This window comes from Campylobacter sp. CFSAN093260 (assembly GCF_012890095.1).
In the GTDB taxonomy this organism is placed as follows: Bacteria; Campylobacterota; Campylobacteria; order Campylobacterales; family Campylobacteraceae; genus Campylobacter_D; species Campylobacter_D jejuni.
In genome coordinates this window covers 845,415-859,902 of the sequence record NZ_CP040618.1, presented here as the reverse complement: position 1 = coordinate 859,902, position 14,488 = coordinate 845,415, and the positions used below count along the sequence as shown (strand labels likewise).

Below are 14,488 nucleotides of genomic sequence, written 5' to 3'. Positions count from 1 at the left end.
TATAATTATTGAGAATTTAGAAAAATTCTAAGTTCTCTTAAAATTTCTTGTGGATTTAAATCGCTAATTTCTTTATAAAAATGACCTTTTTCATCAATAAGATAAAGCATATTGCTATGTGCTATAGAATAACCCATAAAAGAATCATTTAGATCTATTTTTTGATATTGAACATTATATTGTTTTGTTATTTTTTGAAGAGTTTTTTCATCTTTTGCAATTAAGGCATCTGCTTTTGGGTAAAAGTATCGTAACCATTCGTTTGTATTGCTTAAGTTATTATCTCTATTTGGATCTAAAGAAATAAAAAGAAGGTGAGCCTTAGGATTATTGATTTGCTTTAAGGCTTTGCCTACTAAACTAAGAGTTGCCGGACAAACATCAGGGCAATAAGTATATCCAAAATAGATAATAAGCTTATCTCCTTTAAAATCTTTTAGAGTGGTTTCCTCTTTTAAGTCTGATTTTAAGATAAAATCATAAGAATTTTGATGATTTTTAATAAAAAATATTACACCTAAAATAATGGCAACTATAACTATAAACAAAATAATATTTTTTTTCATTTTTTTAGCTCAAAATCAAAATAAAACCCTATGGGTTTATTATTATCCATAAATTCTACCCTGAAACGCATAGTATCTAAAACGCAAGCAGCAAGAACTATTTTACTTTCATAGTCTGTTGAATTTAATCGATGTATTTTAGGTTTAATTTCGCCCATATACATATTTAATCCATAAATTTTAATTCCTAAGTTGTTATAATTTCCTAGATTTACAATCTTTAGATTTGTAACATCTAAAGATTGTAAGGGTTTGGGATTTAGGGAAATTAAGACTTTTTTATTGTTAAAACTATATGTGCAGTCTTTAACATTAAAATCGCAAGTCAATGGGGTAGAAAAATCAGTTTTTGTTATTTTTTGAGAATCTTTTATTACATAAAAATCAAAAATAATATATAAAATAGCAATAACAAAAGCAAAAGCTAGGATAAAAATAATTTTTCTCATTAATTAAAATTCTTTAGAATCAATATTTTTTAACTCTATGGTTTTGTGATTATTAAATTTTAAATCTAAATTTACCTTCGTGTCTTTAATAATAGGTTTTTTTAGTTTTAAAAGCATTATATGGTAACCTCCAGATTTAAGCTCTGTGCTTGAATGAGCTTTTATAATAATTTCAGGAATTTTTTGCATCATCATTTTTCCATCTTTATGTATATGTGTATGCAGTTCACTGACTTCACTGATATCGCTTTTGGCGCTTATTAGAGCAATATCCTTATTAGTATTATTAAAAATAGTAAGAAAAATAGCACTATTTTGCGCATGAGGTGGAGTTTGTTTTACAAAGGCATTTTTTACCTCTATATCATTAACAGCCCAAAGATTTACAGCAAAAAGAGCACCTAAGAGAAGAATTTTTTTCATATTGTATCCTTATTTTTATAATATTAAATATTTGTTCATTATATCAAAAAATATTTTTATTTGAATATAAAATTTTGAAAATTTTTCAATGTGTGTTACCTGTTTGAAAATTTTTTTGCATAGTAACATCAAAATCAAAGAAAAAACCAGTTGGAGCATTATTGTTTAAAAATTCAACCCTAAATCTAGAATCATCGGTAATGCTTCTACCTATAAAATTTATAAGAATATCACCATTAACTATATTAAATTTAGGAATGATATCGCCTATATAGGAATTTAAACTATAAATTTTAATCTTTAAATTAGAATAATGAGGAAAATTCTTAATTTTTATAGTAGTTTTATTGAAAATTTTTATAGGTTTTGGGTAGGCTGAAACTTCAATATTTTTTTTATTAAAAGAAAAAACACAATCTTGTAAATTTAAGTCACAAGTTAGAGGTTGGCATGTATTTAAGCTAAATATACTTTCTTTCTTTTTATCATATAATGTATAAAAAGCTAAAAACAAAATGCCTAAAAAAGACATTCCTATAAAAAAATTTCTTATCATTATAGACAACCTTTTAAAACAAGCCTTTATGATTTGTAAAAATTATATCATAAATAAGGCTGCATTGTTAATATAATTAATATTTTTTAAGAAAAAAAATATTATAATCACAAACATTTTTGACTTAAAAAATTTGAAATACCTAAGGAAAAACATTGTTAAAACGACTTGCTTTATTAATTGCACTTTCTTCATTGATGTTGCATGCCTCAGATCTTGTTAAAATTTATCTTAATCAAGGATTAGATGCTGTTGGTGTAGCGATTGAAAAAGAATTAACTCAAAAGGATTTTTGGTTAAGTGAAATAGGAGATAAAAATATTTCACTTGGATACTATGATGATAATGTTGCTATCGTGCTTACAAATAAAACAGATAAAATTCTCCGTGTTTATTCTTACGAGGACGGAAAAATAAGAAAAGATTTTGAACAAAAAGAAATAATAACTGGATTAATGGGTGATAAAAAAATAGAAGGAGATTTGAAAACGCCAGTAGGTTTTTATGAGTTAGGCCGTAAGTTTAATCCAGGTGATCCTTATTATGGTCCCTTTGCTTTTGCCACAACTTATCCAAATTTACTTGATAAAGTACAAGGAAAAACAGGTGGTGGTATTTGGATCCATGGCTATCCTTTAGATGGTTCTAGACTTGATGAATTTAAAACAAGAGGGTGTATTGCTTTATTTAATAATAATTTGGAGAAATTTGCAAAAGTTGTGCAAGATAAAAAAGTTTTTGTTATGACAGAAGAAAAAGAAAAAATTAGAGCTAAAAAGGATCAAATCGCTAGTTTATTGGCTGATCTTTTTACATGGAAACTAGCTTGGACAAATAGTGACACTAATGCCTATTTAAGTTTTTATGATGAGCAAGAATTTAAACGTTTTGATAAAATGAAATTTGAACAGTTTGCTTCCATGAAAAAATCTATTTTTTCTCGTAAAGAAGATAAAAAGATTAAATTTTCAGATATTAATATCAGCCCTTATCCGAATTTAGAAAATGAAACTATGTATAGAATTTCATTTTATGAGGATTATTACACTAAAAACTATCAGTTTAGAGGCGATAAAATTTTATACGTTAAGATAGATAGTAAAGGTAAAATGAAAATTTTAGCAGAGCAATAAATGTCTTTAATAAAAATTGATCAAAAAGCTTATGAATACAATTTAAGACATATTGCTAAAAAAATAGGGAGTTTTCAAAGATTAATTTGTGTTTTTAAAGATAATGCATATGGACATGGAGCTAAGCTTTTAGCTCCATTAGCCAAAAATTTAGGAGTTTCTTTTGTTGCTGTTAAGAGTGAAGAAGAAGCTCAAGAAATCGAAGAATTTTTTGAGAATATATTAATACTATCACATCGTCCTCATGGTAATGAAAATTCTAGATTTATTTATGCTTTAAATGATATTTCCCAAGTAAAAAAATACAAGCAAGATATAAAAATACATCTAAAAATAGATACAGGCATGCATCGCAATGGAATTTGTGTAGAAAATTTAGAGCATGCTATAGATCTTATTCAAAGTAGTGATTTAAAATTTACTGGAATGTTTACACATTTTGCTGGTGCAGATGAAATGGATGGAAGTTTTTTTGTTCAAAAAGAAAATTTTCAAAAAGCTAAAAAGATAGTAAAAAAATATTTTTCAAATTTATTATTTCATTCGCATAATTCTGCAGCATTATTTAGAGGGAAAATTCCCGAAGATGAATATTGTAGAGTTGGGCTTGTTCAATTTGGATATGGGGATTCAAATTTAAAAAGAGTTTTAAGCTTGTATGCTCATAGATTAAGTCAAAGGATTTTACAAAAAGGACAGAGTATAGGATATGGAGGCATTTTTACTGCTGCAAAGGATATGGAAGTAGCAACTTATGATTTGGGTTATGCTGATGGTCTTTTCCGATACAATGGAAAAGGGGAGTTAGTGCTTGGAAATGGAAAAGTAATGCTTGGAAAGATGTCAATGGATAGTTTTTCTTGTGAAAATTCTGGTGAGGAAATTTGCGTGTTTAAAGATGCTGATATTTGGGCTGATTTTTTTCATACTATTAACTATGAAATTTTAGTAAAATTAAATCCTAATATTCAAAGAGTTCTAGTATAAATATGTTTAATATAGTTTTAGTCCACCCTAGAATACCGCAAAATACAGGTAGTATAGGTAGAATGTGCTTTAATGCTGGTTTTAAACTTCATATTGTTAAACCAACTGTTTTTGATATTTCACAAAAGGCTGTTAGAAGGGCAGGACTTGATTACTGGGATAAATTAGAGCCTATTATTTGGGAGAATCTTGAAGAATTTTTGAATGAAAATATGATTTATAAAAATTGCTTTTTTTTCGCAACAACTAAGAGTCAAAAAGCTTATTTTGATGCAGAATTTCAAAAAAATGATTTCTTATTCTTTGGAAGTGAGAGTTATGGTTTGCCTATGGAATTAATGCAATTAAATTGGGAAAATGCTATAACTATACCTATGAAATCTTATGGAAGAAGTTTAAATTTAGCCACAAGCGTTGGTATAATCTCTTATGAAGCTTTAAGACAAAATTTTAGAAATTTTGCTTCTTAAAAGTTTCAAATTTACACAATAGCTTAAAACAAATAAAATCATAAAGTCCTTTTTATAAAAATTATGTTAAAGTAAAATTCAGATTATTTTTTGAGGAGTTTGGATGAAATTAGATATTATGCTAGATTTTGCCAATAAAGCGTCTGATATTATAGCTAATAAGATTGTCCCAAATACAGACATTATTATGGTAGTTTTACTTATTGTTTGTGGGCTTTATTATAGTTTTTTAACTCGCTTTGTTCAGTTTCGTATGTTGAGTTCTGTATTTAAAATTCTTACAGAAAAAAACGAAGGACACGCTAAAGAACATATTTCACCTTTTCAAGCATTAATGATCTCAACTGCTTCTAGAGTTGGTATAGGAAATATTGCTGGAATTTCTTTGGCATTGGCTACAGGTGGAGCTGGTGCTTTATTTTGGATGTGGGTTATGGCATTTTTTGGTGGTGCCTCAGCATTTGCTGAAAGTACCTTAGCTCAAGTTTACAAATCAAAAGATGATACAGGCGGGTTTAAAGGTGGTCCAGCTTATTATATAAAAAAAGCCTTAGGCTCACATTTTTTTGGAGCTTTTTTTGCTTTTATTCTTATTATTACTTATGCTTATGGATTTAATGGACTTCAAAGTCAAACAATGACTTCGTCTTTTAAAGTTTATTATGATATGTTTAATCCAAATGCTGCTGTAGATTTTGCATCAAGTTCTTGGCCAATGATTATTGGTATTGTTTTAACTATTTTTGGTGCATGGATGTTTTTTTCTCACCATACTAAAATAGGTAAAATTAGTTCTTTAATTGTTCCTTTTATGGCTTTAGCTTATGTTTTACTTGCCGTGATTGCTGTTTTAATGAATTTTGATAAAATTCCTTCTGTGATTCATATGATTTTACAAAGTGCTTTTGATTTTAAAGCGATTTTTGGTGGTTTTGCTGGTTCTGCTTTGGTTATAGGGATTAAAAGAGGACTTTTTTCAAACGAAGCGGGTATGGGCTCGGCACCTAATGCAGCTGCAGCAGCTTTGACAAGTCATCCAGCTAAACAAGGTGTTATACAAGCCTTTTCAGTTTTAATTGATGTTGTTGTTTGTACAAGTTCTGGATTTTTAGTTCTTTTTTCTATGGCATATTTAGGACTTGGAGAAAGTAAAATTGATGGTGGAATGCCTTTAGTTCAAGAAGCTATGCGTGAGTATTACGGTAGCTTTGGAATCCATTTTATTACTATAGCTATTGTTCTTTTTGCAATAACTTCTTTAATAGGAAATTATTATTATGCTCAAGCTAATGTTAAATATTTAACAAATTCCAAATTTGTAATGAATTTGTTTAGAATTACAGCTGTGGCTATGATTTTTATAGGCTCGCAAATGAATTTAAAACTTGCTTGGAATTTGGCTGATTTGACTATGGCTTTCATGGCAACGACAAATATTATATCTTTATTGCTTTTAGGTGGTATAGTAAATAAAGTTTTAAAAGATTTTAATATGCAACAAAAATCTGGTATAGATCCTAAATTTAATGCTAGCAAACTTGGAATTAAAAACGCTGAATGTTGGGATTAAAATTCATAAGCCTTAGTGGCTTATGAATTAATGATTTAAAACCTTGTTTAAAAATTCTCTCAATCTTTCATTGCTAGGATTTTCAAATACTTCTTTAGGGCTTGCATCAACAGCAATTTTTCCTTTATCCATAAAAAATATACGATTGGCAACATTTCTAGCAAAGCCCATTTCATGAGTTACTACAAGCATAGTTAAACCTTCTTTTGCAACATCTTTCATAATGCTTAGAACCTCGCCTATCATTTCAGGATCTAGAGCTGAAGTAGGTTCATCAAATAAAATAACATCAGGATTCATCATCAAGCTTCTAGCAATAGCTATGCGTTGTTTTTGTCCGCCAGAGAGCTTATGGGGCATTATATTTTCTTTGTCTGCTAAACCCACCTTAGCAAGAAGTAATTTTGCTTTTTTTATGGCTTCTTCTTGACTTAAAATTCCTGTTTTAATGGGCGTTAAACATAAATTTTCCATAACATTTTTATTGGCAAAAAGATTAAAATGCTGAAATACCATGCTAACTTTTTGCCTGATCTTATTAATATCAATTTCTTTATCAAGTATGTTTTGCTTATTGATTAAAATTTCCCCACTATCAGCTAGTTCTAAGCGATTGATGCAGCGTAAAAATGTACTTTTTCCGCCTCCACTTGGACCTATGATAGCTATTACATCGCCTTTTGAGATTGTAGTGTTAATATTTTTTAAAACTTCTAATTCTCCATATTTTTTTTGTAAATTTTTAACTTCAATCATTTTTATTCATCCTAAGTTCAAGTTTTTTTGCAAAATAGCTAAAAATTTTTACACTTACATAATAAACAAGTCCAGTGAAAATAATAGGTTTTGGATTGTAAAGTACGGCTTGCAAGCTTTGACTTTGCATGGTAATATCAATAACACTAATAAATCCTACAACAGAAGTTTCCTTAAATAAAGAAATAAATTCATTAGCTAATGCAGGTAGAATGTTTTTAGTAGCCTGAGGAAGAATAATTTCTTTCATTGAAGTTTTGTAATCAAGTCCCATTGCTCTTGCAGCTTCCATTTGTCCTTTATCTACACTATTAATGCCACTTCTTACAATTTCTGCTATATAAGCCGAGCTATTAAGTCCTAGTGCAAGAATGGCTGCATAAAGGTTGTCTATAAAAGTAAAAATTACAAAAGCAAAAATCATCAATTGTAAAATTACCGGTGTTCCTCGTATAATGTCTATATATTCATCTATAATAAAATTAAGTGTTTTAAATTTAGAGAAGCGTAAAATAGCTAAGCTAAAACCAATAATCACTCCGATAATAACAGCACAAGCAGTTAATAAAAGCGTAATAAGATAACTTTTTAAATAAGCTTTTGCATTTTCTGTATAGCCATAGCTTACAACTCCACTAGGATCTTGAATTTTTAATATTTCTATCGGGAAAGAAAAATAGCCCCATAAAATAATAATAACAAAAAAAACAAAAATTCTTATATTTTTCTGATTCAATTTGTAAACCTTTTCAGAGAAATTATTTAAAAAAAGATTTTATAGAAATATCTTTGAATTTTCTCTAAAGATTTAAAAAAATGTGTTAGAATTTCCCAAAAATAAGGTTGTATTTATGGAAATTTTAGATTTCATTCTAATAGTTATTTTTGTGTTTTTAATGATTGTTTTGGTCATAGGTTTTAATCGTCAAATGATGCAAAAAAACAAAGAAAGAGAAGAAAGATTTAAAAAATATAAAAAAGGAGAACAAAATGAGTAAAAAAGTATTAATTCCATTGGCTCAAGGTTTTGAGGAAGCTGAATTTATAGGAATTGCGGATGTTTTAAAACGAGCAAGAGAATTAAATCCAGATTTGGAAGTTGTTATAGCTTCGTTAAACAGTGAGTTATTAGTAAAAGGTGCTAATGGCATTAGTATAAAAGCAGATTGTTCTATAGAGGATGTTGATATAGAAAATTTAGATGCCATTGCTTTGGCGGGTGGCTTTGAAGGTATGATGAATCTTAAGAATTCAAATGTTATTTTAAATATCATTAAACAACTTCATAGCAAAAATAAAATTGTTGCCGCAATCTGTGCTTCTCCTATAGTCTTAAATGAAGCAGGTGTTTTAGAGGGCGAGTTTGCTTGCTATCCTAGTTGTGAAGTTGGACTTAATGGAAATCGTGTTAACAAGGCTGTAGTTGTAAATAAAAATGTTATAACTTCAGCAGGTCCAGCTACGGCAATTCTTTTTGGTTTAGAGCTAGCTAAAAAGTTATGCGGTGATGAAATTTATCAAAAATTATATGAGGGAATGTTGCTACCTTTGACAAAATAGTTTAAATGGTAGTTTTTCTACCATTTAAACTAAAATAAAGCTTGAGGATTTTCTTTTTTTGTTTTTTCCTTAGGCAGTTCAAAACCTCCAAGCATATGAAAATGTAAATGAAAAACTTCTTGTCCACTATTTTTTCCACAGTTTGTTACCAAGCGATATCCACTTTTATCTACACCTAAAAGAACAGCTAATTCTTGTATGAAACTTGTCATTTTGGCCATAAGTTCAGGATCAAATTCTTGAAAGTCTTTAAAATGTTTTTTAGGGATTATAAGTATATGTATAGGTGCTTTGGGTGCAATATCATGAAATGCTAGAAAATCGTCACTTTCAAGCACTTTATTGCATGGAAGTTTACCTTCAACTATGAGTTCAAAAATTGTTTTTTCTTGCATTATTTATCCTTTTTTATTGTTGGTTTGATACAATTATATCTTTAAAGTTTGGTTTTTATGCTGAATTTAAAATAGTTTTTAATAGAATTAGAACTTGAAATATTTTATTTAAGGTAAGAAAATTGCAAAATTTTATAGAACAGATTCAAAAATGTGAGAATTTAAATGATTTGGAAGCCATTAGGATTTCCGTTCTTGGAAAAAAAGGTATTTTAACAGAAGGCTTTACAAAGCTTAAAGAGTTAGAAGATGAGGCGAAAAAAGAATTTGCTGCCAAATTAAATGCACAAAAAGAAATATTTAATGAGGCTTATTTAGCCAAATTTAAAGATTTGGAAAATCTTGCTTTAGAAGAAAGAATGAAACAAGATGCTTTAAATTTTAACTATTTTGATGAAAGTATTACAACAGGTGCCTTGCATCCTGTTATGAGCACCATGGATAAAATCATAGAGTATTTTATAGCTTTGAATTTTAGCATAGAAAAAGGGCCTTTAATAGAAGATGACTTTCATAATTTTGAAGCGTTAAATTTGCCTAAATCTCACCCTGCAAGAGATATGCAAGATACCTTTTATTTTGATGATAAAAGGCTTTTAAGAACACAAACTTCGCCAGTGCAAATACGGACAATGCTTGCACAAAAACCTCCTATTAGGATGATAGCCCCTGGTGCTGTATTTAGAAGAGATTTTGATATTACGCATACTCCTATGTTTCATCAAGTTGAAGGCCTTGTGGTGGAAGAAGGGCAAAAGGTTAGCTTTGCAAATTTAAAAAGTGTATTGGAAGATTTTTTGCGTTATATGTTCGGAGATGTGAAAGTTCGTTTTCGTCCAAGTTTTTTCCCATTTACAGAGCCTTCTGCTGAAGTTGATATTTCTTGTGTATTTTGCAAAGGAAAGGGTTGTAGAGTTTGCAAACATACAGGTTGGCTTGAAGTTTTAGGATGTGGAATAGTTGATCCTAATGTTTATAATTTTGTTGGTTATGAAAATGTAAGTGGTTATGCCTTTGGATTGGGAGTAGAGCGTTTTGCAATGCTTTTGCATCAAATTCCAGATTTAAGATCTTTATTTGAAGGTGATTTGAGATTATTGGAGCAGTTTAGATGATAATTACTAAAAGTTGGTTGAATGATTGGTTAGAACTTGAAGAAATAAGTTCGGATAAAATAGCTAAAACTTTAAACTCTATAGGTATAGAAGTTGATAGGGTTGGCGCTTTAAAGGCTCCAGATAAAGTTGTTGTAGGCTATGTTAAGGAAAAAATTAAACATGAAAATTCAGATAAATTAAGCATTTGTCAAGTTGATATCGGAAGTGAAACCTTGCAAATTGTCTGCGGTGCTGCGAATGTTGATGCAGGACAATTTGTAGCTGTTGCAACTAAAGATGCTATCATGCCAAACGGTATGGAAATAAAAGAAGCAAAATTACGAGGAGTGGATTCTTGTGGTATGCTTTGTTCTAGTTTAGAACTGGGTTTTGAAAAAATCAATGAAGGAATTATGCTTTTAGATGAGAGCATAGGGAAATTAGAACTTGGGAGAGCTTTAAATACTTATGAAATTTTTAATGATGAGCTAATAGAAGTAGAACTTACTCCTAATAGGGGTGATTGTTTAAGTATTTATGGTATTGCTCGTGATTTGGCTACAGCTTTAAATTTAAATTTAAAAGAACCAAAACCATTCAAAGAAAGTGAAAATGTTTTAGGTATCGGTAGAATTTTGCGCTTAGCAGCTGAGAAAGAACTTAATGGACTTTATAATTATCGAGCCATAGAGTTAAAAGAAGAAATTCAAACAAACTTATTACTTAGTTTAAGACTTGCTCAAATTGAAGGTTTGGGAAAAAATTCCATAGAAAATTTATTAAATTATGCAACGCATTCAACTGGTGTTCTTTTTAATGCTTATGATTTAAGTAGTTTTTCTGAAAAAGATGAAGAATTTACCATTAATTTAAGCAAGCAAGTGCATGGAGAAACAAAAGTATCTTGCAAAGATAAACTTTTAAGCTTTAGTGGAATTTTCCAAAATAATGAAAGTAGATGCAAAGATGATTCTAAAATAATTATTATTGAGGCTAATTATACCGATCCATTGGTAATTGCAGATGCTAAAATATATCATAAAGATCAAGATGAAAAAATGCTTTATAGAAGTTTTAGGGGAAGTGAACCTAAATTAAATTTAGGAATGGATTTTTTGCTTAGTATTTTTGAGCAGATTCCAAATCTTGTTATTTATAGTTCTTCTCAACAAATTTTAACCGACAAAGAATTACCAATCATACCAATAAGCATTGAAAGTATTGGCGATATAATAGGGCAAAATGTTGATAAAGATGAAGTATTAAAAATATTGAAAAAATTAGGTTTTGAACTCATACTTTCAGGTGAAGGGCTTATAAATGTTAAAGCACCTTTACATCGTCCTGATATTAAAAATTTATCAGATATTTGCGAGGAAGTTGTAAGAATTATAGGTATTGATAATATTGCTTCCAAGGGTTTAGAATTTATAGAAAAAAATCGTTTAAATTCTGCATATAAAAATTATATTGAGTTTTTGAATTTAAGGAAAAGAGCAGTAGCTAGTGGTTATTTTGAAAGCTTACATTATGTTTTGGATAATGAAGAAGAACTTAAAAGATTGGGTTTTGACTCTGTTAAATTAAAACTAATTAATCCAATTACAGCAGAACTTAATACTTTAAGAACAACCCTTTTAAATCATTTGTTAAATGCAGCAAGTTTAAATGCAAAAAATTCTAAAAAAATTATTAAACTTTTTGAACTAGGGGCTGTTTTCAATGTTAATAATCAAGAATTAAATCGTATCGCATTTATCCATTCTGGCTTAAAAGAAGAAGCTAAAATTTCCAACAAGGCCAAACCTGAATCGGTGCAATTTTATGATTTTCTTTTAGACATTAAAAATATTATAGGTGATTTTAAACTAAAATCATCAAAATATAATATTTTAAGCCCTTATGAACAAGCAGATATTTACCTATCGGATATTAAAGTAGGTTTTATAGGCCGTTTGCATTTAAAAATAGAAAATGAGAGAGATTTACCAAAAACATATATTTGCGAACTTGATTTAGATTTAATCAGGCAAGATTTTAAAATAGCTAAGCCTTACTCCAAATTCCCAGCTATCACTAGAGATCTTAGCGTGTTAATACCTAAAGGTTTTGAATACAATCAGATTAAAAATTGTATCGAAGAATTGAATTTAGAAATACTTGAAAATTTTCGTTTAGTTGATATTTATAGTGATGAAAACCTTAAAGAATTTTATAGCATTACTATAAGTTTTTCTTTTAGGGATATAAATAAAACTCTAGAGGATAATCAAGTCAATGAATGTATGGATAAAATTTTAAATACTCTTAAAAATTTGGGTCTTGATTTAAGATGAAAATTTACAAATTGCAAACCCCTGTAAATGCCATACTTGAAAATATAGCAGCAGATAAAAGCATATCTCATCGTTTTGCTATATTTTCGCTTTTAACACAAGAAGAAAATAAGGCTCAAAATTATCTCTTAGCTCAAGATACTTTAAACACTCTTGAAATTATAAAAAATCTTGGAGCTAAAATTGAACAAAAAGATTCTTGCGTCAAAATTATACCCCCTAAAGAAATTTTATCTCCAAATTGTATTTTAGACTGTGGAAATTCAGGAACTGCTATGCGTTTGATGATAGGATTTTTAGCAGGAATTTCTGGTTTTTTTGTTTTAAGTGGAGATAAGTATTTAAACAATCGTCCTATGAGAAGGATAAGCAAACCACTTACTCAAATAGGCGCTAGAATTTATGGAAGAAATGAGGCAAATTTAGCTCCACTTTGTATAGAAGGTCAAAAATTAAAAGCTTTTAATTTTAAAAGCGAAATTTCTTCGGCTCAAGTTAAAACAGCTATGATTTTATCTGCTTTTAGAGCTGATAATGTATGCACTTTTAGTGAAATTTCTCTTAGTCGAAATCATAGTGAAAACATGCTAAAGGCTATGAAAGCTCCAATAAGGGTTAGTAATGATGGCTTAAGTCTTGAAATAAATCCTTTAAAAAAACCTTTAAAAGCTCAAAATATAATCATTCCTAATGATCCTTCTTCGGCTTTTTATTTTGTTTTAGCAGCTATTATTTTACCTAAATCTCAAATTATTTTAAAAAATATTTTGCTTAATCCTACTCGTATAGAGGCGTATAAAATTTTGCAAAAAATGGGTGCCAAACTTGAAATGATAATAACTCAAAATGATTTTGAAACTATTGGTGAGATCAGGGTGGAGTCTAGCAAGCTTAATGGCATAGAAGTTAAAGATAATATTGCTTGGTTGATAGATGAAGCGCCTGCTTTGGCTATAGCTTTTGCTTTGGCTAAGGGTAAATCTAGTTTAATAAATGCTAAAGAATTACGCGTTAAAGAAAGCGATAGGATTGCTGTGATGGTTGAAAATCTAAAGCTTTGTGGTGTTAAAGCTAGAGAACTTGATGATGGTTTTGAAATAGAAGGTGGATGCGAACTAAAATCTTCAAAAATTAAAAGCTATGGAGATCACCGTATTGCTATGAGTTTTGCTATTTTAGGTTTGCTTTGTGGAATCGAGATTGATGATAGTGATTGTATAAAAACTTCTTTTCCAAATTTTATAGAGATTTTATCAAATTTAGGAGCTAGGATTGATTATTGAATTAGCAAAAAACTATGGTTTTTGTTTTGGTGTTAAAAGAGCTATTAAAAAAGCAGAACAAATAAAAGATGCCGCAACTATAGGCCCTCTTATTCATAATAACGAAGAAATTTCTCGTTTGCAAAAAAATTTTAATGTCAAAACTTTGGAAAATATACAAGCTTTAAGCAATGAAAAAAAGGCTATTATAAGAACTCATGGTATTACAAAGCAAGATTTAGAAGAATTGAGAAAAAAAGATATAGAAATTTTTGATGCCACTTGTCCTTTTGTTACAAAACCACAACAAATTTGCGAGCAAATGAGCAAGGAGGGTTATGAAGTTGTTATTTTTGGAGATGAAAATCATCCCGAAGTTAAAGGAGTAAAAAGTTATGTAAGTACAAAAGCTTATGTGGTTTTGGATAAAAAAGAACTTCAAAATATAAAACTTCCTAATAAAATAGCTGTGGTAAGCCAAACAACTAAGAAGCCTGAGCATTTTATGGAGATAGTAAATTTTTTAATACTTAAAACCAAAGAAGTAAGGGTTTTTAATACTATATGTGATGCAACCTTTAAAAATCAAGATGCCATTAAAGAACTCTCGCTTAAAAGTGATGTTATGGTTGTTGTAGGGGGTAAAAACTCAGCCAATACAAAACAACTTTTTTTGATTGCAAAAACCAATTGTGAAGATAGCTATCTAATTGAAACCGAAGAAGAGTTAAAAAAAGAATGGTTTTTGGATAAAAAACATTGCGGCATTAGTGCAGGTGCTAGTACTCCTGATTGGATCATACAAAAAGTTATCGCCAAAATAGAAAATTTTAAGATTAATTAAAAAATGTTTTCAAATAGAATAAAAAAGTCAAAAATTTAAAAAAAATTAACAAAAATAAAAAAACTTAACACTAATTAAAGAAAA

17 protein-coding genes are annotated in these 14,488 nt (G+C 29.0%); 10 read left to right on the top strand and 7 right to left on the bottom strand.

Features of this window, described 5'->3' with window-relative positions; all coding sequences use genetic code 11:
- Positions 1-5 precede the first annotated feature (5 nt).
- The 4 genes from FBF22_RS04395 to FBF22_RS04380 all read right to left on the bottom strand — a co-directional run bounded on the left by FBF22_RS04395 (position 6) and on the right by FBF22_RS04380 (position 1,994).
- Positions 6-566 (bottom strand): SCO family protein, encoded by a 561-nt coding sequence (locus FBF22_RS04395; RefSeq protein ID WP_002859560.1) that lies wholly within the window; start codon positions 564-566, stop codon positions 6-8.
- Positions 563-1,015, bottom strand: a complete 453-nt coding sequence (locus tag FBF22_RS04390) for a hypothetical protein (protein WP_002885587.1) — start codon at positions 1,013-1,015, stop codon at positions 563-565. The genes FBF22_RS04395 and FBF22_RS04390 overlap by 4 nt, the downstream gene beginning before the upstream one ends.
- A 3-nt stretch (positions 1,016-1,018) precedes the next feature.
- Positions 1,019-1,438: a copper chaperone PCu(A)C gene (locus FBF22_RS04385; protein WP_002852580.1), complete on the bottom strand. Its 420-nt coding sequence runs from the start codon at positions 1,436-1,438 to the stop codon at positions 1,019-1,021.
- A gap of 85 nt (positions 1,439-1,523) precedes the next feature.
- Positions 1,524-1,994, bottom strand: coding sequence for a hypothetical protein (locus FBF22_RS04380; RefSeq protein WP_002852438.1), 471 nt, complete (start codon positions 1,992-1,994; stop codon positions 1,524-1,526).
- A gap of 155 nt (positions 1,995-2,149) precedes the next feature.
- Here FBF22_RS04380 and FBF22_RS04375 point away from each other — a divergent pair, with 155 nt between their 5' ends.
- The 4 genes from FBF22_RS04375 to FBF22_RS04360 all read left to right on the top strand — a co-directional run bounded on the left by FBF22_RS04375 (position 2,150) and on the right by FBF22_RS04360 (position 6,154).
- Positions 2,150-3,127, top strand: coding sequence for a murein L,D-transpeptidase family protein (locus tag FBF22_RS04375; protein ID WP_002870168.1), 978 nt, complete (start codon positions 2,150-2,152; stop codon positions 3,125-3,127).
- Positions 3,128-4,114: an alanine racemase gene (locus tag FBF22_RS04370; RefSeq protein WP_002885588.1), complete on the top strand. Its 987-nt coding sequence runs from the start codon at positions 3,128-3,130 to the stop codon at positions 4,112-4,114. It abuts the gene before it with no gap.
- Positions 4,115-4,116: 2 nt separating this feature from the next.
- The gene (locus FBF22_RS04365; RefSeq protein ID WP_165433269.1) at positions 4,117-4,584 is read left to right on the top strand and encodes a tRNA (cytidine(34)-2'-O)-methyltransferase; all 468 of its coding nucleotides are present in this window, start codon (positions 4,117-4,119) and stop codon (positions 4,582-4,584) included.
- Positions 4,585-4,687: 103 nt separating this feature from the next.
- Complete coding sequence (locus tag FBF22_RS04360) at positions 4,688-6,154, top strand: sodium:alanine symporter family protein (RefSeq protein WP_002860540.1); 1,467 nt, start codon at positions 4,688-4,690, stop codon at positions 6,152-6,154.
- A 27-nt stretch (positions 6,155-6,181) separates the two neighbouring features.
- On the opposite strand, the gene FBF22_RS04355 is transcribed toward FBF22_RS04360, so the two are convergent.
- Positions 6,182-6,910 (bottom strand): amino acid ABC transporter ATP-binding protein, encoded by a 729-nt coding sequence (locus tag FBF22_RS04355; protein WP_002858785.1) that lies wholly within the window; start codon positions 6,908-6,910, stop codon positions 6,182-6,184.
- Entirely contained in the window at positions 6,903-7,646 is a 744-nt protein-coding gene (locus FBF22_RS04350; RefSeq protein WP_002865915.1) for an amino acid ABC transporter permease, read from the bottom strand. The genes FBF22_RS04355 and FBF22_RS04350 overlap by 8 nt, the downstream gene beginning before the upstream one ends.
- Before the next feature lie 82 nt (positions 7,647-7,728).
- On the opposite strand from FBF22_RS04350, the gene FBF22_RS04345 reads away from it, so the two are divergent.
- Both FBF22_RS04345 and FBF22_RS04340 read left to right on the top strand, forming a co-directional pair.
- Positions 7,729-7,908, top strand: coding sequence for a hypothetical protein (locus FBF22_RS04345; protein WP_011812746.1), 180 nt, complete (start codon positions 7,729-7,731; stop codon positions 7,906-7,908).
- Entirely contained in the window at positions 7,901-8,470 is a 570-nt protein-coding gene (locus FBF22_RS04340; RefSeq protein ID WP_002869165.1) for a DJ-1 family glyoxalase III, read from the top strand. Before FBF22_RS04345 ends, FBF22_RS04340 begins: the two co-directional genes overlap by 8 nt.
- 29 nt (positions 8,471-8,499) lie before the next feature.
- On the opposite strand, the gene FBF22_RS04335 is transcribed toward FBF22_RS04340, so the two are convergent.
- Entirely contained in the window at positions 8,500-8,865 is a 366-nt protein-coding gene (locus FBF22_RS04335) for a histidine triad nucleotide-binding protein (RefSeq protein WP_002857192.1), read from the bottom strand.
- 122 nt (positions 8,866-8,987) lie between these two features.
- On the opposite strand from FBF22_RS04335, the gene pheS reads away from it, so the two are divergent.
- Genes pheS through FBF22_RS04315 form a run of 4 tightly spaced genes read left to right on the top strand, consistent with a single transcriptional unit; the run spans position 8,988 to position 14,404 of the window.
- Positions 8,988-9,980, top strand: a complete 993-nt coding sequence (gene pheS / locus FBF22_RS04330; protein WP_002852567.1) for a phenylalanine--tRNA ligase subunit alpha — start codon at positions 8,988-8,990, stop codon at positions 9,978-9,980.
- A complete protein-coding gene (gene pheT / locus FBF22_RS04325) occupies positions 9,977-12,298 on the top strand; it encodes a phenylalanine--tRNA ligase subunit beta (RefSeq protein ID WP_002869166.1) in 2,322 nt (773 codons plus the stop codon). Before pheS ends, pheT begins: the two co-directional genes overlap by 4 nt.
- Positions 12,295-13,581: a 3-phosphoshikimate 1-carboxyvinyltransferase gene (gene aroA, locus FBF22_RS04320; RefSeq protein ID WP_002884303.1), complete on the top strand. Its 1,287-nt coding sequence runs from the start codon at positions 12,295-12,297 to the stop codon at positions 13,579-13,581. The genes pheT and aroA overlap by 4 nt, the downstream gene beginning before the upstream one ends.
- The gene (locus FBF22_RS04315; RefSeq protein WP_002857098.1) at positions 13,571-14,404 is read left to right on the top strand and encodes a 4-hydroxy-3-methylbut-2-enyl diphosphate reductase; all 834 of its coding nucleotides are present in this window, start codon (positions 13,571-13,573) and stop codon (positions 14,402-14,404) included. Before aroA ends, FBF22_RS04315 begins: the two co-directional genes overlap by 11 nt.
- The last annotated feature ends 84 nt before the right edge of the window (positions 14,405-14,488 follow it).

Coding starts and splice junctions, on each gene's coding strand:
- FBF22_RS04395 (WP_002859560.1), bottom strand. CDS start 566: ATGAAAAAAAATATTATTTTGTTTATAGTTATAGTTGCCATTATTTTA.
- FBF22_RS04390 (WP_002885587.1), bottom strand. CDS start 1,015: ATGAGAAAAATTATTTTTATCCTAGCTTTTGCTTTTGTTATTGCTATT.
- FBF22_RS04385 (WP_002852580.1), bottom strand. CDS start 1,438: ATGAAAAAAATTCTTCTCTTAGGTGCTCTTTTTGCTGTAAATCTTTGG.
- FBF22_RS04380 (WP_002852438.1), bottom strand. CDS start 1,994: ATGATAAGAAATTTTTTTATAGGAATGTCTTTTTTAGGCATTTTGTTT.
- FBF22_RS04370 (WP_002885588.1), top strand. CDS start 3,128: ATGTCTTTAATAAAAATTGATCAAAAAGCTTATGAATACAATTTAAGA.
- FBF22_RS04365 (WP_165433269.1), top strand. CDS start 4,117: ATGTTTAATATAGTTTTAGTCCACCCTAGAATACCGCAAAATACAGGT.
- FBF22_RS04360 (WP_002860540.1), top strand. CDS start 4,688: ATGAAATTAGATATTATGCTAGATTTTGCCAATAAAGCGTCTGATATT.
- FBF22_RS04355 (WP_002858785.1), bottom strand. CDS start 6,910: ATGATTGAAGTTAAAAATTTACAAAAAAAATATGGAGAATTAGAAGTT.
- FBF22_RS04340 (WP_002869165.1), top strand. CDS start 7,901: ATGAGTAAAAAAGTATTAATTCCATTGGCTCAAGGTTTTGAGGAAGCT.
- FBF22_RS04335 (WP_002857192.1), bottom strand. CDS start 8,865: ATGCAAGAAAAAACAATTTTTGAACTCATAGTTGAAGGTAAACTTCCA.
- pheT (WP_002869166.1), top strand. CDS start 9,977: ATGATAATTACTAAAAGTTGGTTGAATGATTGGTTAGAACTTGAAGAA.
- aroA (WP_002884303.1), top strand. CDS start 12,295: ATGAAAATTTACAAATTGCAAACCCCTGTAAATGCCATACTTGAAAAT.